Raw genomic sequence first — 19,005 nt, forward strand, 5'->3', positions numbered from 1 at the left:
CGGCGACTATCCGCTCACCGACGAAAGAGGGCCGTTTTCTGCAGAGCTGGTCAGCGGTGCAGGGTGACCGAGGGCAGCTCGTTGAACTGCTCCCGGTACTGCTGCGCAAAGCGCGACTGGTGCAGGAAGCCCCAGCGCAGGGCGATGTCGGTCACCCGTTCCTTCTGCGGGTCGGCCCGTAGCAGCTCGGCGCGGACCCGGCCCAGCCTGATCCGGCGAACGTAGGCCATCGGCGATTCGCCGAGCTGTTCCTGGAAGGCCGCGTGCAGGGTCCGCACGCTGACGCATCCGACCTTGGCCAGGATCTCCGGGGTGAGCACGCTGTCGGCGTTCGCCTCGATGTACTGCACGACCGGCGCGAGGCGGCCGAGCCGGCGGACGTCTTCGTTGCCGGAGAGGGCATCGCTGTACTGATGGTGCCCGGCGTGCAGCAGCGACGTGAGTACGTAGGCCTCCAGCTGTTCCCGGGCGAGCGGCAGGTCCGCCAGTCCGGCCGGCCGATCCAGCTCGGTCGCCAGGAATTGCACGGAGCGCAGCAGGGACCGGCCGGGGCCGGTGGTCAGGTCCAGGCCGTAGTCGAAGTCGACGACGTCGGTCACCGGTTTGCCGAGCAGATCGGACAGGTGCGACTCCAGGCTCGGGCGCGGGATCTTCAGGTGCAACTGTTCGGCGTCGGACGACCATCGGACGCGATTGGACTGCAGCGGCGAGAGCACCAGGCCGCGGTCGTTCGCGACGGTGACCTCACGGCCGCCGTCGCCGCGGGACGCCTTCGTGTGACCGACGACGGTCAGGTTGACGACGTAGAAGTCCTCGGTCGCCGGCATGATGAGCTCCGCGTCCGCCTGGTAGGTCAGGTAGCCGAGGGTCATATGCCGGTCGCTGACGGCGTTGAGGCGCATCCTCATCGCATCCTCGGACCCGATGAGCTCGTGCCGCAGGTAGATCCTGGTGACCGCTTCGCGGGCCTCTTCGAGGCTGTGCGTGTCGATCACGGACGCGGATGCCAGGTACTCCTTCATCGCGTGCCCCTTTGCGAACTGCGGCCAGCGCTGTGGTGAGCTTCACAAACATAGCGTGAAGCCTGGCGAAGAGGCAGCCGTTGGCCGCAACGGACTTTCCGTGGGTGCAGTGTCGCGAGGCGTCAGGCGTACGACGGCGTCCTCGGTCGGCGTGCGGTCTCCGGCAGGACCGCGGCCAGAACGTCGGCCAGCCAGCTCACCCGCCCGTCGAAGCGGGAGATGCGGCCCGGCCGGACCCAGCGGTACTGGTCGTGCTCCCAGTTCAGGGTGAGCCGGCGTTCGGTTGTGGCCGCCGCGAACGTGTGGACGACCCACGGCCGGCCGCCGCACGCATCCGGCAGGTCGAGGACCGGTCCGGCAACCAGGCGTTCCAGGTCGGTGACCCGCAGGCCGGTCTCCTCCCACAGTTCCTCGACCGCCTGCTGCAGCGGGCTTCGGCCGGGGTCGACGTACCCGGTGACGCAGTGCCAGGCGCCGGCGTCGTGGTGAACGTGCCGGCTGCGTTTGAACAGGCCGACACGTTCGTACCGCGTCAGGACGACGGCGACCACGTCCCGCGACGGCTCGGACATCAGCGGGTCCGCCAGTCCGCCCGCGGGTAGGAGCCGCGGTAGTAGAGCAGCGGGTGCCGCTCGACGTCGTGGTCGAGCGCGGTGACCTCGCCGATCACGACTGTGTGGTCGCCACCGTCGTACTCACGCCACAGCCGGCACTCGACCCAGGCCGATACGCCGTCAAGGATCGGCGAGCCGTTCGGCGCGGGCCGCCAGGCCACGCCCGCGTACTTGTCCGTGCCTGAACGGGCGAACTGGCCGGACAGGTCGGCATGGTCGTGCGCGAGCACGTTGATCGCGAAGCGGCCGACGGCGCGGATCCGCGGCCAGGTACTGGACGTCCGCGCCGGGCTGATGGAGATCAGCGGCGGATCCAGCGACAGGGAGACGAAGGACTGGCAGGTGAAGCCGAGGGGCTCGGCGTCCACGCCGAGGGCGGTCACCACGACCACGCCCGAGCAGAAGGCGCCCATGGCGGCGCGCATCCCGGCCGGCGTGATCTTGTCAGCAGGGGTGATGATCGGGGTCGTTGTTGTCAGGCTCATACAGTTCAGAGTCATCCAGGTCACTTCCTCGTGCTATCCGCTCGCTGCACTGTCACAGCCGCTCACTGCTGATATAGGGGCTGTCAGCAACCAACAGCCGAGGCGACCCGGAACCACCGTCAGCCCCGGCCGGATTGTTCCTCCGACCGGGATCTCCAGCTTCCCGGTGGTCCAGGGCAAGCACGGCCAGGTGGATTCCCAGCCGGGTCTCGGGGTCGGAGAGGCGGGCGCCCAGCGCCCGCTCGACCGTGCGCAGCCGGCCGTAGGCCGCCGCGCGGCTCAGCTGCATCGCCTCGGCGAAAGCGGTCATCGAGCCGGCGCCGAGGAAGGTCCGCAGTACGGTCAGGTGGTCGGTCCTGCGGGCAGCAGGCAGGGCGAGCAGTGGCGCCAGTTGATCCTCGACGAACTGCTGTACGTGTGGGTGGTCGCGCAAACCCCGGAGCAGACCGCGGATGCCGAGGTCTGCGGAGCGACGGACTCGCCCGTCGTCCGGTGCGACGTCGACGATCTGCAGGGCCTCCTCGAAGGCGGCGGGCAGATCGAGCAGTCTGCGCACCGGTGGGCCGGCGCCGGCCGCCGCGATCAGTCCGGCCGGGACGCTGTCCATCACGCGCTGCACGGCGTCCTCGGTCGACGGCAGCAGCAGGCCGATTCTTCCGTCGAGCACTCCCCCGAGAGCCCCAGCGGACCGGACAGCAGACACGACGAGCTGCAGGTGCTCTTTGCTCCTGATCCGTAAGGCCAGCGGAATGTACTCCGGGGCCGCGCCGAGGCCGAGCGCCATCGCACGAGCTCGCAATGACCCCTCATCGGTGGCGGCGCCGTCGAGCAGATCCCGCAACAGCTTGGACTGTGCCTCCAGGGCCATGCTCAGGGCGTCACCTTCGAGCAGTCGGCCGACGGTCAGCGCCTCGGCCGCGCGTTCGAGCACGATGGACATTCCAGCGTGCTCGTCAGCGGAAGTCGGTACGACGAGCCGTCCCCACCGCTGTCCGGGCGGCCCGACGGGCGTACACGTCCAGCGCTCCGGTCCGTCCGACGAGGTGAAGGCACGAACCGGTACGCGCCGCGATCGGGCCGTCCAGTCCCGCAGGACGACCTCGGCCGACGGACCACCCGCGTACACGAGGGCACGATGGCGCACATCCTCGAGGACGACCGGCAGACCGATCAGTTCGGCCGCCCCGGCCACGATGCGCTCCGGGCCGGCCGCGGTCACCGCGATCCCGCCGAACGCCTGGTGAGCTCGTTCGGCCATCCGCAGACGCTCGTGCCGGGGGTCCACGACCATCGCATGCACGGTCTCGACCACCTCGAGGAAGCGGACCGCGCGGCGCAGCTCGACCACCGGGAACCCGGCCGCCCGTGCGGCCTGGACGAGGGCCTCCGGCAACGACGTGACGTGCCGGCCCAGCTCGACCGCGAGCCCGCTCGCGCCGGCGTCCAGGAGCGACCGCACGTAGGCGCAGGCGTCCAGCTCCGGATCGGTCAGTGCGAGTCCGACCGACAAGACGAGGACGTCGCGGGTGAGGGTCCCGGCGACGTCCCCGAGTTCACTGACGTGCACGGAGCGCACCGGAACGTCGACGGCAGCGGCGGCCGATCGAACGACCGGAGCGCCCCGTGCGACCACCGGCAGTTCCAGCACCTCACGCAAGGTGGGATACACCTCAGTGACCGTCCTCGCGTGCGGCTGCCGTAACGGCGACCCACCTGGCGATCGCCGTCACGCGTGCATCGCTGCCTGGCTGCCCCATCACCTGGATGCCCACCGGCAGGCCGTCGACGCTCAGCACCGGCACGGTGACCACCGGCGCCCCCAGCAGCGAGCTGGGGGCGTTGAACACCGGATCGCCGGTGGGCCACTGCGACAGCGGCTCACCCGGGAGGTCATCGGACCGCAGTGGCGCCGGACCCGGTGAAGCCAGCGAGACGACGACGTCCACCTCCGACGCGAGTGCCGCGTGCGCCCTGCGGACCTCCGCGCGGCGCCGCAGCAGCTCGGCGTAGCCGTCCACGCCGAGCTTCTCGGCGGCTTCGAGGACGGCCTTGGCGCGGGCACTGACGCCGTCCGGGTGCTGCGCCACCAGATTCCGCAGTCCCCAGTGGTTCTCCCAGCCGGTGATGTCGAGGGTCAGCTCGCGAACGCCCGCCAGCAACGCCTCGAAGCGGTCGAAACGCCGCACGACCGGCACACCGGTGCCGGCGAGTCGATCGAGGAACGCCTCGAACGCGGCCCGCGACGACGCGTCGAGACCGACCCAGCCCTCGGTCTCCATCACCCCCACAGCGAAGGGACGATGCGGCTCCGGTACTGCGTCAGGCCCGGCAAGCGGCGCCATCCCCGGATCGCCGCCGGCCCGTCGCGCGATCGCGATCGCCACCAGCCACATGTCCTCCGCGCGGGCGGCGTGCACTCCGTGTGTACTCATGCTGGTCGCCTGCCGCTCTCCCCGGTTGATCGCACCTTGGGACGGCTTGAGCGCCCAGTTCCCGCAGTAGCTCGCCGGCCGGATGATCGAGCCGACCACCTGCGTACCGATTGCCGCAGGCACCATTCCTGCCCCGACCGCCGCCGCGGAACCGGACGACGACCCGCCCGGGGTACGCGCCGGATCGAACGGGTTGGTCGTCGGCCCGGGATGCGTACCGCCCAGCTCGGACGTGACCGTCTTGCCCAGGATCACCGCACCGGCCTGGCGAAGCGCCCACACCGCCGCGTTGTCGCGCCGCGGGAAGTTCCCGTCGTACGCCGCGCAGCCCATTTGCGTCGGCAGGTCCCGGGTTTCCAGCAGGTCCTTGATCCCGATCGGCAGGCCGTCGATCGGCGACAGCGGAGTACCGTCGCGCCAGCGCTTCGTGCTCTGATCGGCGGCCTGGCGAGCCCTGTCCGCGTTCAGTGCGACCCAGGCGCGCACGGTCGGTTCCCGTTCGGCGATGGTGTGCAGGCAGCGTTCGAGGTAGTCGCGCGGACTGTCCTCCCCGGTGCTGAAGGCCTGGACCGTCATCGGAGTTCCCGTGGGCCACGGGCCTGAACGGCCCCGAGTACGCCGGCGGCGATGACAATCCGCTCGATCGACCCGGACAGGCTGATGTACTCGCCGCGCGCGTGCGGGTGACCGCCGACCGCACCCATCCCGTCGAGCACCGGGATGCCGAGGGCGGCGGCGAAGTTGCCGTCGCTGCCGCCGCCGACCGCGATCTCGCCGAGGTCCCGGCCGAGGGCAGCGGCGACGTCGCGGGCGATCCGGTACGGGCCGACGGTCAGCTCCGACCGTTCCATCGGCGGCCGGTTCCAGCCGCCCGTCACGGTGATGCGCGCCCGGGGGTCGTGCGGCTCGATCGCGGCCAGCGCCGCGTCGATCCGCTCCATCTCGGACTGCCGGGCGACCCGTACGTCGATCTCCGCGCGCGCCGCCGCCGCGACGACGTTGGACCGGGTGCCGCCGGCAACGACCCCGACGTTCACCGTCGTCCCGGCGGTGAGATCGGTCAGGCCGTGCAGCGCCACCGTCAGCCGGGCCAGCTCGTCGATCGCGCTGACACCTTCTTCGTAGTGCGCGCCGGCGTGCGTCGCCCGGCCCTCGACGGCGACGTAGTACCGGCCGATCCCCTTGCGTTCGGTCTTGACGCGGCCTTGCTCGCTCGGCTCGAAGAGCATGACCAGGTCGGAGTCGATCGCGAACCGCTCGATGCTGGCGCGGGACGCCTCGCTGCCGATCTCCTCGTCGCCGGTGAACAGGATCCGGACGGTCGGCGTGGTCAGCCCGGTCGCGCGGGCCGCGGCGAGTGCCCAGATCGCCTGGACGCAGCCGGCCTTCATGTCGAAGACCCCCGGCCCGGACGCCACGTCCCCGTCGACCTGGTACGGCCAGTCGGCCAGGGTCCCGGCGTCCCAGACGGTGTCGTAGTGGCACAAGAACGTGACGACGGCGTCGCCCGTCCCGGCGTACGTGAGGACCAGCACGTCCCCGCGTGCGCCGCCGTCCACCAGTTCGACCGCGTCGGGTGGGCCGACGACCTGCTCGGTACGCCGCCGCAGCCAGTCCAGCGCTCGACTGAGCAACGGCTTGTCCGTACTGGGTGTTTCCAGCCCGACCAGGTCCTCGATGTCGGTGAAGATCGCGTCGGCCTGACCGGCCACCCACTTCGACACCACGCCGAGTGTCTGCGGGTCGGGACTCACCAGTCCTCCCCCACGTTCTGCAGCGGCAGGCTGTGCAGGCCGGCGGTCGAGCCCCCGTCCACCCGGACGATGCTGCCGTTCACCCAGGACGCCTCGTCGCTCGCCACCCACGCGACAGCGTTGGCGATGTCGTCGGGATGTCCCGGCCGGCGCATCGGGTTGGTGCCCATCGTCCGGGCGTACTCCGCCGAGACGCGGTTGATCGGGCTGCCGACGTCGATGAAGCCGGGGCTCACGGCGTTGACGCGGATGGCCGGCGCGAGCTCGATCGCGGCGCTGCGGACCATCATCTCGACGGCCGCTTTCGACGTGGTGTAGTGCGCGGCGCCCGGCCGGGCCCGCAACGCCGCGCCCGAACTGATCGTGACGACGTTGGCCGTGCCGCCGTTGTTGAGCACCCGCCGGCCCAGCGCGGCGGTCAGCAGCGTGGGCGCCCGCAGGTTCACGGCCATGACCAGGTCCCACTGGGCCGCGGTCAGGTCGGCGAAGCGGTCGATCGGGGCCAGTGCGGCGACGTTGACCAGCACGTCCACCGGGCCTTCGGTCTCCCAGATCTGCGGGATCAGGTCCTCGGCGGTCGACGCGTCGCCGAGGTCGGCGACCACGGTGGTGGCCGTCCCGGCGGCGATCAGCGACTTCATCGCGGTCTCCAGCTCCTCGGCGCGGAAGTCCACGGCGACCACCTGATCGCCGTCGCGGCAGAAGCGCTCCGCGATCGCGGTACCGATCCGGCCGGCCGCGCCGGTGACGACTACTCTGCGGCTGCTCATCGAGCGATTTCCTTTCGGTAGGTTTCCGGCAGGGTGAGCACGACCGCGAGGCCGAGCACTCCCGCCGCGGACAGGTAGACCCAGATGAACTCGCCCAGTCCCAGCGCGAACAGCTGAGTGGTGACATAGGGGGCGGTACCGCCGAAGACGCTCACCGCGAGCGCGAACGGGATGCCGCTGGCCGCGACCCGGATGGCGGTCGGGAACTGCTCGTTGTAGACCGCCGCCATGGTGCCGGAGAAGAGCGCGAGCACCATCACCCCGATCAGGTTCGCGGCGAAGACGGCACCGAAGGACGGGCCGAGGATCGAGAACACCGGGTACGGGATCAGGATGTACAGGACCGAGAAGAGGAGCAGCTGCGGCCGGCGGCCGATCTTGTCGGTCAGCAGGCCGGCGAACGGGATCGCGACGCAGTACAGGGCGATCGCGCAACTGTTCGCCAGCAGCGCCGTTCCGAGGTCGATCCCGGTCGTCGTCTTGGCGAAGGCGGCCATGTAGCTCAGGAACATGTAGTTGCCGATCGTGCCCGGCACGGTGAGCAGGAAGATCTGGATCAGCTGGCGCTTGTGGGTGCGGAACATCTCGCGGCGCAGCGCCTTCCGCTCGGCCGCGGTCAGCCTGACCACCTGCTCGCCCATCTCGGTGTCGTCCACCTGCCGCCGGATGTACAGGGCGATGAAGCCCGCGGCACCGGCGAGGAAGAAGCCGAGCCGCCAGCCCCACTCGTCCATCGCGGCGTCGGACAGGACCGCGGTGAGCGCCGCCGCCACCACGGACGCGGTCAGCAGACCGGCGCCGGTCGACATCTGCTGGAACGAGCCGAAGAAGCCGCGGCGGTGGACCGGCGCGGACTCGATCAGGAACGTCGCCGCGCTGCTCGCCTCGCCGCCGGCGCCGAAGCCCTGCGCCAGCCGGGCCAGCAGGACCAGAGCCGGTGCGACGATGCCGATCGTCCCGTAGGTGGGTACGAAGGCGATCAGGATCGATCCGGCCGACGTGAGCGTGATGGCGAGGGTGAGAACGAACTTCCGGCCCTTCTTGTCGGCCAGGTTGCCCAGCACGATGGCGCCGACCGGCCGGGCGACGAAGCCCAGCGCGAAGGTGGCCAGCGAGAGCAGCAGGCTGACGGTCGGGTCGGAGGACGGGAAGATCTGCTTGGCGAAGACCGTCGTCAGGGCCGAGTAGATGCCCCAGTCGAAGTACTCGACGCCGTTGCCCAGGGAGGCGGCGAAGACCGCCTTGCGCCGGGTCGTCGCCGGTGCCGGCGTCGTCGCCGGGACCACCGTTTCACTCATGAGGATTGCCCTTTGTCTCGGCGGAGTCCGAAGGTGTCGATGAGGAAGGCCGCCAGCTCGCCGTGGGTGGCGAACCAGACGTCGCTGTGGCGGGCCATGTGCGCCACCAGTTCCTCGAGCATGGCCATCCGGGAGCGGTGGCCGATGATGTGCGGGTGGCAGATGAGCTGGTAGACGCCGCCTTCGCGGTACGCGGCGTCGAACTCGTCGAGCTGGATCCGCAGCCACTCCCGCGGCGGCATGTACGGCCGGTGCGGCCCGTACCGGTCGAAGGTGAAGTACGGCGCGTCGTCGCGAATCCACTCCATCGGGATCTCGACGATGCCCGTCGGGTTGCCATCGGCAACGATCTCGTACGGCTGGTCGTCGGCCATCAGGGACGAGTCGTAGACGAGGCCGGTCTCGGCGACGATGTCGAGAGTGGCGTCGGAATAGTCGCCGCTCGGGGTGCGGATCCCGGTCGGCCGCTGCCCTGACAGCTCTTCCAGCGTGTCGAGCGCCCGGAAGGCGAGGTCGCGCTCGGCCTCGGCCGGCAGCAGCGCGTTCCGCTCGTGGATCCAGCCGTGCGCGCCGATCTCGTGGCCGGCCGCCGCGTAGTTCTTGATCTCGTCGGGGTGCAGCAGCGCCGAGACCGCCGGCATGAAGAACGTGGCCGGGATGCCGTGCCGCTCCAGCAGGTCGAGGATCCGGTGCGATCCGCGGCGGGAGCCGAACTCGCCGCGGGCGAGCAGGCCGGGCGAGGTCTCCCCGTCCCGGAGCGGGATCGTCTCGTGGTCGGGGTCGAAGGACAACGCGACGACGGCCTTCGCGTTCCCGGGCCACTGCGCCGGCCGCAGTTCCCGGCCCGCGCGGATCTTGGCGACGTACGCGCGCCAGCGATCCTCGGGCCAGGTCCAGGCCGCGTCGTTGGGCGGATCAGCCATCTCGCCTCCTTGAAGTGGTGTTTTATGGCAAGATGGACTGTATGGATGACTGATACTAGCGCGCAAGCCCTCGTTCATGGAGAATTTAGGCGGAAACAAGATCTTCACATCTCGAAGGAGGCAGCCATGGGCGGCGCTGCGGTGACCGTTGTCGTCGGCAATCCGAAGCGGGGTTCGCGCACCCGGGCCGCGGGCGAGATGCTCGCGCGGGAGCTCGCCGGGCACGCCGCCGGCACCGTCGTCGAGCTGGCCGAAGTCGGGCCGGGCCTGCTCGGCTGGGGCGACGACGCCGTCGGCGCGGCCGTCCGAACCGTGCAGGAGTCCTCGCTCGTCGTGTTCGCGAGCCCGACCTTCAAGGCGACCTACAGCGGCCTGCTCAAGCTGTTCCTGGACCAGATCCCCGGCGGCACCGGCCTGCAGGGCGTCGTCGCCGTACCGCTGATGCTCGGCGCCGGACCCGCCCATGCCTTGGCTCCTGAGTTGACTCTCAAGCCGGTACTGGCCGAGCTGGGTGCTACCTGCGCTCTGCCCGGCCTGTACCTGCTCGACTCGACGTTCACCGAGGACAAGGTCCTCGAGACCTACGCAGGCCGCTGGAAAGCGGTCGTGGCCGCGCTGTCATAGGCACGAGCGTCACCGACGGCGGAACCGTGCGGCTATCCGTTCGCCGCACGGCCCCATCCGTTGACCGCAGAGTCAGGTGTCGAGCTCCGTCAGCAACTCCTCCCCCATCGCGACCTCGCCGGCCTCGAGCCGCCGGATGTTCTCCAGCACGCCCGACAGAGTCGGCACCGGTACGCCGTACTCGCGGGCCCGTGCGAGGACGGGGGCGTACTGGTGCGGCACTTCAGTCGGCCGTCGGCGTACCACGATGTCCCGCCAGATCCCGCTGCGCTTCTTGTCCAGCGTGTGCAGCCATGCCACCAGCCGATCCGTTGCCTCGTCGGCACGTCGCTGGTCGGCGGTACCCGTGTAGCCCGCCGGATCGAAGGCGTCGAAAGCCTCGAGCGTGACACCGCCCGCCGCCGCGACGGCGAACACCTCCCGCACGGCCCGGTGCATCACCCGGCGATGGCGGTCGACGAGGTCAGCCATCGGAGCGTCAGCCAGTGAGGTGGCGACGAGCATCGTCCCGTAGCCCATCTTCGACCACAGGAAGCCTTCGACGTTCGTGCTCGCCCGCGCGGGTCCCCAGGCCTGGAGGTCGGCGGCCAGCGCGTCGACCCGCGCGGACGCAGTCCCGTCCAGCTCGCCGATCACCAGAGCGCCGGGGCCACCCACTCCGATGACGCCTGGCCCGAGTACGTCCGCGGCGAAGTTCACGAAGGCCCCGATCGTCCGCTCCGGACCTACCCGTGTTGCGATCGTCCGTTCGTTCAGGCCGTTCTGGAGCGAGACGACACAGCCGTCGCCGCTGAGCGAAGGGGCGATCAGGTCCACGGCCGCCGCGGTCGCCTGGGACTTCACCGCGAGCAGGACCGCGTCCAGGCGGCCGAGGTCGCCGATCTCCGCCGGGGTGACCGCCCGCATCCGCGCCGTGCGGTCGGGCTGACCTGCACCGCGCAGCGTCAGCCCGTGGTGCCGGATGGCTTCGACGTGCTCGCTGTCGGCATCGACCACGACGACCTCGTGACCGGCCGCGGTCAGGTGGAACGCGAGCGTACCGCCGATCGCGCCCGCACCGACGACCGTGTACGCCGTCACGCGGAGGCCCCGTCCAGCCGGTGCCGGTCGATGTAGTCCCAGTCCAGCTCCCAGCCGAGACCAGGTGCCTGCGGCAACGGAAGGTAGCCGTCGACGGGCTGCGGCCGGTTCGCGATCAGCGACCACCAGAACGGGTCCCTGTCGGGGTGGAAGCACTCGGAGAAGGTGCCGTGCTGGACGCTGCCGATCAGGTGCAGGCTGACCTGCGGTTCCTCGTGGTGGCCCATCTCCACGTCGTACGCCGTCGCGATCGCCGCCGTCCGGCGCCAGGCCGTCGGGCCGCCGGACCACGAGGCGTCGAAGTTGCAGACGTCGATCGCGCCGGCCTCCATCAGGTCCCGGCAACCGCTCGGGGTCAGCTCGGTCTGGCCGGCCGCGACCGGGATGCCGCCGATCGCGCGGACGTCCCGGAGCCCGCGCCGGTCGTTGTGCCACCTGACCGGCTCCTCGAACCAGCGGATCCCCAGCGGCCGGATCAGCTCGCAGAGCCGCACCGCCTCGGCGACCGTGTAACCCTGGTTCGCGTCGATGCAGATGGTGAAGTCCGGACCGGCCGCCTCCCGTGCCGCCGCCACCCGCTCGGCGTCGACCTCGGGCGCGCGCCCGCCGACCTTGAACTTGACGCCGGCCAGGCCGAGCTCGTCGCGGTAGTAGGCGATCTCCTCCGCGACCGGGCCGAGCGGCTCACCGTAGTACCCGCCGATGGCGATCATCGGGACGCGGTCGCGGGCGCCGCCCCACAGCCGCCACAGCGGCTGGCCCAGTGCCTTGCCGACCGCGTCCCAGATCGCGGTGTCCGCGGCGGCGAGCGCGACCAGTCCGATCCGGCGGTCCCGCAGGATGTCGAACGTGACCGGGTAGAGCGCCGCCCAGCACTTCTCGGTGGCCATCGCGTCCATGCCGATCAGGATCGGCGCGATCTCCTTGCGCAGCACGTCCACGATCTCGGCCGCCGCCGCGTCCTCGTCCCCGACGTACGCCTCGCCGACCACACCCTGGTCGGTGATCAGCCGGACGACGACGGTCGCGCGGTGCGTCATGTGGTAGTAGCTGCCGCGGAACTCCCGTGCGAGCGGCGCCCGGACCGGGATCACCTCGAGATCCACGACGGTAAGCGGTGTGACTGTCACTGCTGCTCCTTTCGTTGCTGAGGCCGGTGACATCGGCGTCACCACGCCCACCCGCGGTCCGCGGGTGCCTTCCAGAGCCCGGCGTCGCCGACCCGGCGGAACACCGACCCCATCCGCAGCAGGTCGTCCGCCGACCACGTCAGCGGGCAGACCTGGAAGCCGCGCAGCCCGGTCGCGCGGTGCACGGCGACGAGCTGCTCGGCCACGTCGTCGACGTCGCCGACGAGCACCTTGGCCCCGGCTGCCACACCGATGCTGCGGGCAACCGCATCCAGCTCGCCGCCGTGCGTGGCCTGGTAGGTCCGGCTGCGGCCGAGGAAGGACCGTGCCCACCCACGGGCCGCGTCCATGTCCAGGGTTTCGCGGAGCTCGTCGTACCGGTCCTGGGCTTCCCGTCGCGTCGGTGCGACGACCAGGCCGATCGAGCCGAGGAGGTCGACCGACAACGGGTTCCGGCCGGCCGCCTCGGCGCGCGCGGCGACGTCCTCGACCGGCCCGCGGACCTTGGCCAGGTCGTCGACCACGGTGAAGAACCCGTAGTCGCAGGCGTCGGCGATGAACTGAAGCCCGTCGTCGGAGACTCCTGCGTTGAACAGCAGGGGCCACGGCTCCTGGACCGGGAACGGGCCCATCATCGCCCCGTCGAAGTGGTGGTACTCGCCGCGGTACTCGATCCGCCGGCCGCGCGCCGCCCAGATCCGCTGGACGGCGTCGAGCGTTTCCCTGGCCTGCGCGTACCGCTCGGCATGTCCGAGCGGCTCGGCGCCGAGGAACGTGTCGTCGTTGGTGCCGGGCACGATGTTCCAGCCCCAGCGGCCGCCGCTGAGATGGTCGAGATTGCCGCCGAGCCGGGCGATCACTCCGGGCGGGAAGTACTTCGTGTGGATCGTCGTCGCGACCCCGATGTGCCGGGTGGCCGCCATCAGGATCGGCGCCCAGGTGAGGGCGGACAGGCGGGGCTCGCCGTGGCCGATCCGGACGTTGTGCTCGCCGTGGCTCACGTAGCCGTCGGCCAGGAAGAGGAAGTCGAACCCCGCCTCCTCGGCCGCCCGCGCGAGCGTGGTCTGCACCGCCACGTCGAGCACCGGCGGATTGCGGCCGGCGGCGACGGCCGACGTCAGGTACGGAGTCTGCGAGTTGAACCACATCAACCCGAACCGGAGCTGGTCGTCCGGCCGGCGCACCCGCGGATCGGTCACTCTCACACCTCCAGTGTGGAATTACATGTCGATATCGGTGGAGATTATGCTATATTTCATCACATCGTATGGCTAGGATGACCGTATCAGTCAATATGAAGGAGGTCATGGTGTCGAAGTCCGCCGTCTGGACACCGCTGCAGCTACGAGAGCTCACCGTGCCCAACCGGGTGTGGCTCTCGCCGATGTGCCAGTACTCGGCGGGGCCCTCGGGCGTGCCGACCGACTGGCACCTCGCCCACTACGCGTCCCGCGCGGTCGGCGGCGCGGGGATGGTGATGGTGGAGTGCAGCGGTATCGCGCCGGACCTGCGGACGACGCCCCGCGACCTCGGGCTGTGGAGCGGCGACCAGGTCGCCGGGCACCAGCGGCTCGTCGCGGCGATCCATGCCATGGGCAAGGTCGCCGCGGTCCAGCTCGGCGCCGCCGGCCGCAAGAGCTCGCACGACGCGCCCTGGGACAACAGCGGCTCCCGCAGCCCGGTGTCACCCGAGCAAGGCGGCTGGCAGCCGATCGCGCCGTCGCCGACCCCGTTCGCCGGCCTGACCGTTCCGCGGGAGATGACCGAGGACGACGTGGCCCGGGTGATCGAGAACTGGACGCAGGCGACCCGCAACGCGCACGCCGCGGGGTACGACGCGCTGGAACTCCACGGCGCGAACGGCTACCTGATCCACGAGTTCCTCTCCCCGCTGGCCAACGAACGGACCGACCGGTGGGGCGGGGACCTCGAAGGCCGGATGCGGTTCCCCCTCGAGGCCGTCGCCGCGGTCCGCGCGGCCTGGCCGGACGAGAAGCCGCTGATCCTTCGGATGCCGTCGACCGACCTCGTCGACGGCGGTCTGACGACGGAGGAAGCGGCGGTCGTCGCCACCAGGATGGCCGCCGCCGGAGTGGACATGATCGACGTGTCGGCCGGCGTCCTCACGCCCGACTACCCGCGCAGTACCGAGCCGCTGCACAACGCGCGGTACGGTCCGCTGCTGCGCTCGTCGGGCGCGCTGGTGGCGGCCTCGGGCCTCATCAGCGAGGCGTGCCACCTGGACGAGGCGGTGCCCGACCTGGTCGACGCGGTCTTCGTCGGCCGAGCCATTCTCCGCGACCCGTACTGGCCGCTTCACATCCGCGGCGGCAACCCCCGCGAGACCTGGCCCGTCCAGTACCACCGCGCCTTCTGAACCCGCCGCACCTCCTGAAACCACAGGGCGGTCGCCTCGCCGGCGACCGCCCTTCTTCCCTGATCAGCTGAGCCCGCACCGCCGGCGAGCGCGACGTTCCCCAGTGGAAGCTGGCCACCACGACATCGGCGCGCCGCCGCAGCCGTTCGATGCTGTCGGCAACCATCTGCGCGTCGTCGGCGCCACCGGCCATCCGCCGCCCGGCGACGGGCTGGGGCGGTCGGTGTAGGCGCCTTCGCAGTTGCCGAACAGGACGTCGATCGACCGCAGCAGCCCAGCCGAGTGCGCGAAAGCCGACGCCGGGTCAGGGCGGTTGACGAACACGTCGCCGACCGCCCCCAGGGTCGAGCGGGTCGCAGTCGGCCTCCGGGACGTCAGGCGACGTGCTTCGCCAGCGTCGTGAATTGGGAGCGGTACCAGACCAGCGGCTCCTGGGCGAAGTCTGTTTCGAGACCGCGGACTCTCAGCACGATGATGTCGTGGTCGCCGGCCGGGTACGTGTGCTCGGTCGTGCACTCCAGGAACACCGGCGCGCCGTCGAGGAACAGCGCCCCGCTCGGCTCGACGCGGGTGGTGACGCCATCGAACCGGCGGGACTTGTCGCTGGACGCGAGTTGGCGGGCCTGGTCGGCGTGACACTCGCCGAGCACCGAGACGCCGATCGTCGGCGCCTTCGCGAGCAGCGGCCAGGTGGTCGAGCTGCGCTGGACGGCGAAGAGAACCAGCGGCGGCTCCTGGGAGATCCCCACCGTGAACGAGGACGCGACCAGTACCGTCGGCTCGCCGTCGACCACCGCGGCGAGCGCGGCCAGTCCGCTGGGGAACCCGGCGAAGGTGTCGCGCAGCCGGCGGGGGTCGTCGCACAAGGTCAGCATCGGCATCTCCTCACCAGCTCCAGCCGCGCTTCTCCGGCGGCGTCCAGACCCCGGCCCGCTCGAGTTCGCCGAAGACGTCCTTGTACCGGAGCAGCTCCGCGGCGGACCAGGTCAGCGGGCAGATCTGGTAGCCGCGCAGCCCGGTGGCGCGGTACACCTCGACGATCTGTTCGGCGACCTCGGCCGGCGACCCGAGCAGCACCTTCGCCCCCGACGCGACGCCGATACTCCGGGCGACCTCGTCGAAGTCCTTGTCGCCGTGGGTGTTCTGGTACGTCTCGCTGCGGCCGAGGAACGACGCGGCCCAGGCCCGGGCGGCGTCCATGTCGATCCCGGCGCGCAGTTCGGCGAAGCGGTCCTCGGCCTCGGCCCGGGTGTCGCCGATCACGATCACGGTCGAGCCGACCAGGTTGACCTCCTTCGGGTCGCGCCCGGCGGCTTCGGTCAGCCGGGCGAGGTTGTCCACCGGCGCCTTGACCTTCGCCAGGTCGTCGACGACGGTGAAGAACCCGTAGTCGCACTCCTGCGCGATCAGTTCCTGCCCGGCGGCGGAGACGCCGGCGTTGAACAGCAACGGCCACGGCCGCTGCAGCGGATGCGGCCCGATCAGGCGGCCGGAGACCTGCACGTGCTCGCCCTTGAACTCGACCGGTTCGCCGCGCGCCTCCCACAGCGCCTTCACCGCGCGCACGGTCTCGGTGGTGTAGGCGTACCGCGCGTCGTGGTCGAGCGACTCCATCCCCATGATCGAGTCGTCCCGGGTGCCGGGCACCACGTTCCACGCCCAGCGACCGCCGCTGAGTACGTCGAGGTTCGCGCCCATCCGTGCGATGACGGCGGGCGGCAAGTACTTCGTGTGCAGGGTGCAGGCAATGCCGATGTGCTTGGTCGCGGCCGCCAGGGCCGATCCCCACACCGGGGAGTACAGACGGGGCTCGGCGTGGCCGATCCGCAGGTTGTGTTCACCATGCCCGATGTAGCTGTCCGCCAGGAACAGGAAGTCGAAGCCGGCCTCCTCGGCGGCCTGCGCGAGCTCGGTCTGGACGTCCAGCTCCAGAACGGGCGGGTTGGCCGCCGCCGCGACTGCGGAGGTCAGGTACGGCGTCGGCGAGTTGAACCACATCAGCCCGAACCGCAGCTGTCCGTCCGGCCGACGCTGTTTGATCGTTTTCGTCACGGATGCACCCCTTCACGACTGGTATCGCTACTTTCGGACCTCTATGTGCCTCAATATAGCATCCGGACCATTGAATGTGAGAGTAGAAGGCAAACTTCGGCGTCAACGGAGCGGAAAATCGCATCCGAAGCGCGGCGGCGCCCTCCTGGTAGGCCGCCGGGCCGGTATCCTGAGCCGGTGACCCCCGTTCGTGCGGTTAATCTTCAGGACGACCTTCCCGACTGGCGCGGGATCAAGCTCGACGAGCTCGATCGGCGGATCATCGTCGCGCTGCAGACCAATGGCCGCGCGTCGTGGAAGGGGATCGCGCAGGCGCTGGGCGCCAGCGAGCCCACTGTCGCCCGTCGCGGCCGCCGATTGATCGACCGCAATCTCGTGCGTGTGGTGGGCTACATCGACGTGATGCGGGCCGGCCTCGGGATCCCGGCACTGGTACGCATCAACTGCGACCCGCGCGAGCGGGAACGCCTGGCCGGGGTGATCCGGCGCCGGGACGACGTCAGGGTCGCCAGCATGCTGACCGGGCCGACCGACATCTTCGCGGAGTTCGTTGTGCCATCACCGGAGGCCCTGGTGCACGTGCTGAACCAGGACCTGCCCAACATCCACGGCATCGTCGGCACCGAGACGCTCGCCGTGATGCACTCGTTCTACTCGGTCAATCCCTGGGAACGGTCGCTGCTGACCCAGCAGGAGCGCGAGGAGCTCGCCGACCCGACGAAGCCCCGCACCGAGCGGCTCTGGGAGGCGCCTGTCGCGCTCGACGGCGTCGACCTCGAGATCATGGCCGAGCTGGCCGAGGACGGTCGCCGGCCGGCGAAGGCGATCGCCGCCGCGATCGGCAGCGCCAGCGAGTCCACGGTCGCGCGCCGGATCGACCGCCTCGTCGCCGAGGGCTGCGTGTACTTCCGCGTCATCGCCCCGCCGGCCATGCTCGGCTTCAGCACCGAGGTCATCATCTGGCTGCGGGTCGCCAGCGCCCACCTCGACGAAGCCGCACATCAACTGGTCGAGCACCCGGCGATCAAGTTCCTCTGGGTGACGGCCGGCCGGTTCAACCTCTGCGCGGCCGTGCACCTACGCCACTTGGGCGAGCTCTACTCCCTGGAGACAGAGGTCCTCGGCGCACTCCCGCTCACCGGAACGATGGAGATCAGCACCCACCTGTCCACCTTCAAGCGTGCCTGGCTGGAGCTCTACCCCTCCAGCATCCCCGGCCCCGCCGAAGCCGCCAGCCGCGCAGTACGAGCCCTCATCGAAGCCACGACCGAGGACCAGCCTCCCACTTGACCACCAGCGCCACCGCTCAGGCGGCGGGCTCGAGGTAGCCCTCTCCGAGGCGAGCCAGCTATTCGACCAAGCTCGGGAGCTGTCCGAACGGCTCATCGTTGTCCGTGGAAGCTGTTCCCGGCACCGCCGAGCAGGTGACCTGAAGGATCTCGACGAAGCAGGCATCCCTCTCTGACCAAGCCCTGTGGCCTCCGGCGCCGGCGGAGGCCACCGGTGAACTACGACACGGTCTATCAGTCGACCGCGCGCCCCGCACTCTTCTGCACCTGCCGCACCAAACTGAGAAAGTCGCTGTCTGTCCAACCGCCCTGGCACGCCAGAGCCAGTTGGTTCAGGAGGTCCTCCGCCAGGCGCATGGGGATGCGGGCCTGCCGTCCCTGGTCGACCAACAGACGGACGTCCTTGTGCATGTTGCCGGTCGTGAACGTCGGCTCGTAGTTTCGCGCAGACAGGGCAGCCCCCTTGTACCGCAGGAAATCACTCGAGATGACGGTCTGATCGAGAGCCCGCAGAAGCACGTCGCGATTCAGGCCCGACGCCTCCGCCATCACCGTCGCCTCCGCCAGCAGCTGGGTCGTGCCTGCCAGCATCAGGTTGACGGCGAGCTTCACGAGTCGGGCCTCTTCGGCCTCGCCGACGACGACCTGCCGATCCGTGATCTCGGACAGCGCCTCGGCGACCGAGCGGATGGCCGGATCCGGGCCGGACACCAGCAGCCCGGCGTGTCCGGAGCCGACCACCTCGGCCGTTCCGCTGATGCCACAGCGCACGTACTGGATCCCGTGGTCTTCAGCTTCGCCGGCGACAACGCGCGAGGAAGCCACGTCGACCGTGGACAAGTCGATCAGGGTGCTTCCCGGCGTCATCGCTTGGATTGCTCCTTGATCGACAAGAACGGATACGAGTGCCTCGCCGTCGGTGAGGACACTGGCCACTATGGGGGTGTTCCTCACCGCATCGGCCAAGTCCTCGGCGATGCGGATTCGCTCACCTGCCAACGCCCGTGCGCGTTCCGGAGAGCGGTTCCACACCGTCAGTGCGCGGCCGGCCGCAACCCAGCGAGCAGCGAGTGCGCTGCCCATCCGACCGGCGCCGAGAAGGGCGAGTCCTGGTCTGTTCACATCGTGTCCCTTCGCCGACCGGTCGCGCACACG

Annotated in this window: 19 protein-coding genes; 4 read left to right on the forward strand and 15 right to left on the reverse strand. The window is 70.3% G+C overall.

Annotation, left to right across the window (positions count from 1 at the left end; all coding sequences use genetic code 11):
• Positions 1-50 precede the first annotated feature (50 nt).
• From ACYVOK_RS34145 to ACYVOK_RS34185, 9 genes are all read right to left on the reverse strand, one after another.
• The gene (locus ACYVOK_RS34145; RefSeq protein ID WP_460666739.1) at positions 51-1,022 is read right to left on the reverse strand and encodes an AraC family transcriptional regulator; all 972 of its coding nucleotides are present in this window, start codon (positions 1,020-1,022) and stop codon (positions 51-53) included.
• Positions 1,023-1,144: 122 nt separating this feature from the next.
• Entirely contained in the window at positions 1,145-1,594 is a 450-nt protein-coding gene (locus tag ACYVOK_RS34150) for an NUDIX domain-containing protein (protein ID WP_460666740.1), read from the reverse strand.
• Positions 1,594-2,121, reverse strand: coding sequence for a flavin reductase family protein (locus tag ACYVOK_RS34155; RefSeq protein WP_460666741.1), 528 nt, complete (start codon positions 2,119-2,121; stop codon positions 1,594-1,596). Before ACYVOK_RS34155 ends, ACYVOK_RS34150 begins: the two co-directional genes overlap by 1 nt.
• 52 nt (positions 2,122-2,173) lie before the next feature.
• Positions 2,174-3,790: a PucR family transcriptional regulator gene (locus tag ACYVOK_RS34160; protein WP_460666742.1), complete on the reverse strand. Its 1,617-nt coding sequence runs from the start codon at positions 3,788-3,790 to the stop codon at positions 2,174-2,176.
• 1 nt (position 3,791) lies between these two features.
• The gene (locus ACYVOK_RS34165) at positions 3,792-5,129 is read right to left on the reverse strand and encodes an amidase (RefSeq protein ID WP_460666743.1); all 1,338 of its coding nucleotides are present in this window, start codon (positions 5,127-5,129) and stop codon (positions 3,792-3,794) included.
• A complete protein-coding gene (locus tag ACYVOK_RS34170; protein WP_460666744.1) occupies positions 5,126-6,307 on the reverse strand; it encodes a M20 family metallopeptidase in 1,182 nt (393 codons plus the stop codon). Before ACYVOK_RS34170 ends, ACYVOK_RS34165 begins: the two co-directional genes overlap by 4 nt.
• Positions 6,304-7,077 (reverse strand): SDR family NAD(P)-dependent oxidoreductase, encoded by a 774-nt coding sequence (locus ACYVOK_RS34175; RefSeq protein ID WP_460666745.1) that lies wholly within the window; start codon positions 7,075-7,077, stop codon positions 6,304-6,306. Before ACYVOK_RS34175 ends, ACYVOK_RS34170 begins: the two co-directional genes overlap by 4 nt.
• On the reverse strand, positions 7,074-8,375 hold the full coding sequence (locus tag ACYVOK_RS34180; RefSeq protein WP_460666746.1) for an MFS transporter: 1,302 nt from the start codon (positions 8,373-8,375) through the stop codon (positions 7,074-7,076). Before ACYVOK_RS34180 ends, ACYVOK_RS34175 begins: the two co-directional genes overlap by 4 nt.
• Positions 8,372-9,298: a polysaccharide deacetylase family protein gene (locus tag ACYVOK_RS34185; RefSeq protein WP_460666747.1), complete on the reverse strand. Its 927-nt coding sequence runs from the start codon at positions 9,296-9,298 to the stop codon at positions 8,372-8,374. The genes ACYVOK_RS34180 and ACYVOK_RS34185 overlap by 4 nt, the downstream gene beginning before the upstream one ends.
• 126 nt (positions 9,299-9,424) lie before the next feature.
• On the opposite strand from ACYVOK_RS34185, the gene ACYVOK_RS34190 reads away from it, so the two are divergent.
• Positions 9,425-9,922 (forward strand): NADPH-dependent FMN reductase, encoded by a 498-nt coding sequence (locus ACYVOK_RS34190; protein ID WP_460666748.1) that lies wholly within the window; start codon positions 9,425-9,427, stop codon positions 9,920-9,922.
• Between the two features lie 72 nt (positions 9,923-9,994).
• Here the strand turns inward: ACYVOK_RS34190 and ACYVOK_RS34195 are convergent, their stop codons facing one another.
• The 3 genes from ACYVOK_RS34195 to ACYVOK_RS34205 are packed head-to-tail and all read right to left on the reverse strand — an operon-like array spanning position 9,995 to position 13,337.
• Positions 9,995-11,002: a ketopantoate reductase family protein gene (locus ACYVOK_RS34195; protein ID WP_460666749.1), complete on the reverse strand. Its 1,008-nt coding sequence runs from the start codon at positions 11,000-11,002 to the stop codon at positions 9,995-9,997.
• The gene (locus tag ACYVOK_RS34200) at positions 10,999-12,132 is read right to left on the reverse strand and encodes a mandelate racemase/muconate lactonizing enzyme family protein (RefSeq protein WP_460666750.1); all 1,134 of its coding nucleotides are present in this window, start codon (positions 12,130-12,132) and stop codon (positions 10,999-11,001) included. Before ACYVOK_RS34200 ends, ACYVOK_RS34195 begins: the two co-directional genes overlap by 4 nt.
• A gap of 38 nt (positions 12,133-12,170) precedes the next feature.
• Positions 12,171-13,337 (reverse strand): LLM class flavin-dependent oxidoreductase, encoded by a 1,167-nt coding sequence (locus ACYVOK_RS34205; protein ID WP_460666751.1) that lies wholly within the window; start codon positions 13,335-13,337, stop codon positions 12,171-12,173.
• Positions 13,338-13,441: 104 nt separating this feature from the next.
• Between ACYVOK_RS34205 and ACYVOK_RS34210 the strand changes: the two genes are divergently transcribed.
• Positions 13,442-14,509 (forward strand): oxidoreductase, encoded by a 1,068-nt coding sequence (locus ACYVOK_RS34210; RefSeq protein WP_460666752.1) that lies wholly within the window; start codon positions 13,442-13,444, stop codon positions 14,507-14,509.
• 103 nt (positions 14,510-14,612) lie between these two features.
• Positions 14,613-14,738, forward strand: a complete 126-nt coding sequence (locus tag ACYVOK_RS34215; protein WP_460666753.1) for a hypothetical protein — start codon at positions 14,613-14,615, stop codon at positions 14,736-14,738.
• 145 nt (positions 14,739-14,883) lie between these two features.
• On the opposite strand, the gene ACYVOK_RS34220 is transcribed toward ACYVOK_RS34215, so the two are convergent.
• Together ACYVOK_RS34220 and ACYVOK_RS34225 are read right to left on the reverse strand one after the other, a co-directional pair.
• Complete coding sequence (locus tag ACYVOK_RS34220) at positions 14,884-15,384, reverse strand: flavin reductase family protein (RefSeq protein WP_460666754.1); 501 nt, start codon at positions 15,382-15,384, stop codon at positions 14,884-14,886.
• A 10-nt stretch (positions 15,385-15,394) separates the two neighbouring features.
• Positions 15,395-16,561 carry an LLM class flavin-dependent oxidoreductase gene (locus ACYVOK_RS34225; protein ID WP_460666755.1) on the reverse strand — a complete coding sequence of 389 codons (1,167 nt, stop codon included), beginning with the start codon at positions 16,559-16,561 and terminating at the stop codon, positions 15,395-15,397.
• Between the two features lie 177 nt (positions 16,562-16,738).
• Here ACYVOK_RS34225 and ACYVOK_RS34230 point away from each other — a divergent pair, with 177 nt between their 5' ends.
• Entirely contained in the window at positions 16,739-17,851 is a 1,113-nt protein-coding gene (locus ACYVOK_RS34230; RefSeq protein ID WP_460666756.1) for an Lrp/AsnC family transcriptional regulator, read from the forward strand.
• A 233-nt stretch (positions 17,852-18,084) separates the two neighbouring features.
• Here ACYVOK_RS34230 and ACYVOK_RS34235 read toward each other — a convergent pair whose 3' ends face one another.
• Complete coding sequence (locus ACYVOK_RS34235; protein WP_460666757.1) at positions 18,085-19,002, reverse strand: NAD(P)-dependent oxidoreductase; 918 nt, start codon at positions 19,000-19,002, stop codon at positions 18,085-18,087.
• Between the last annotated feature and the right edge of the window lie 3 nt (positions 19,003-19,005).

Source organism: Kribbella swartbergensis (genome assembly GCF_054784135.1).

Excerpts from the sequence above, each read along its gene's own strand:
- ACYVOK_RS34145 (WP_460666739.1), bottom strand. The coding sequence starts at position 1,022 with ATGAAGGAGTACCTGGCATCCGCGTCCGTGATCGACACGCACAGCCTC.
- ACYVOK_RS34150 (WP_460666740.1), bottom strand. The coding sequence starts at position 1,594 with ATGTCCGAGCCGTCGCGGGACGTGGTCGCCGTCGTCCTGACGCGGTAC.
- ACYVOK_RS34155 (WP_460666741.1), bottom strand. The coding sequence starts at position 2,121 with ATGAGCCTGACAACAACGACCCCGATCATCACCCCTGCTGACAAGATC.
- ACYVOK_RS34165 (WP_460666743.1), bottom strand. The coding sequence starts at position 5,129 with ATGACGGTCCAGGCCTTCAGCACCGGGGAGGACAGTCCGCGCGACTAC.
- ACYVOK_RS34175 (WP_460666745.1), bottom strand. The coding sequence starts at position 7,077 with ATGAGCAGCCGCAGAGTAGTCGTCACCGGCGCGGCCGGCCGGATCGGT.
- ACYVOK_RS34180 (WP_460666746.1), bottom strand. The coding sequence starts at position 8,375 with ATGAGTGAAACGGTGGTCCCGGCGACGACGCCGGCACCGGCGACGACC.
- ACYVOK_RS34185 (WP_460666747.1), bottom strand. The coding sequence starts at position 9,298 with ATGGCTGATCCGCCCAACGACGCGGCCTGGACCTGGCCCGAGGATCGC.
- ACYVOK_RS34190 (WP_460666748.1), top strand. The coding sequence starts at position 9,425 with ATGGGCGGCGCTGCGGTGACCGTTGTCGTCGGCAATCCGAAGCGGGGT.
- ACYVOK_RS34220 (WP_460666754.1), bottom strand. The coding sequence starts at position 15,384 with ATGCTGACCTTGTGCGACGACCCCCGCCGGCTGCGCGACACCTTCGCC.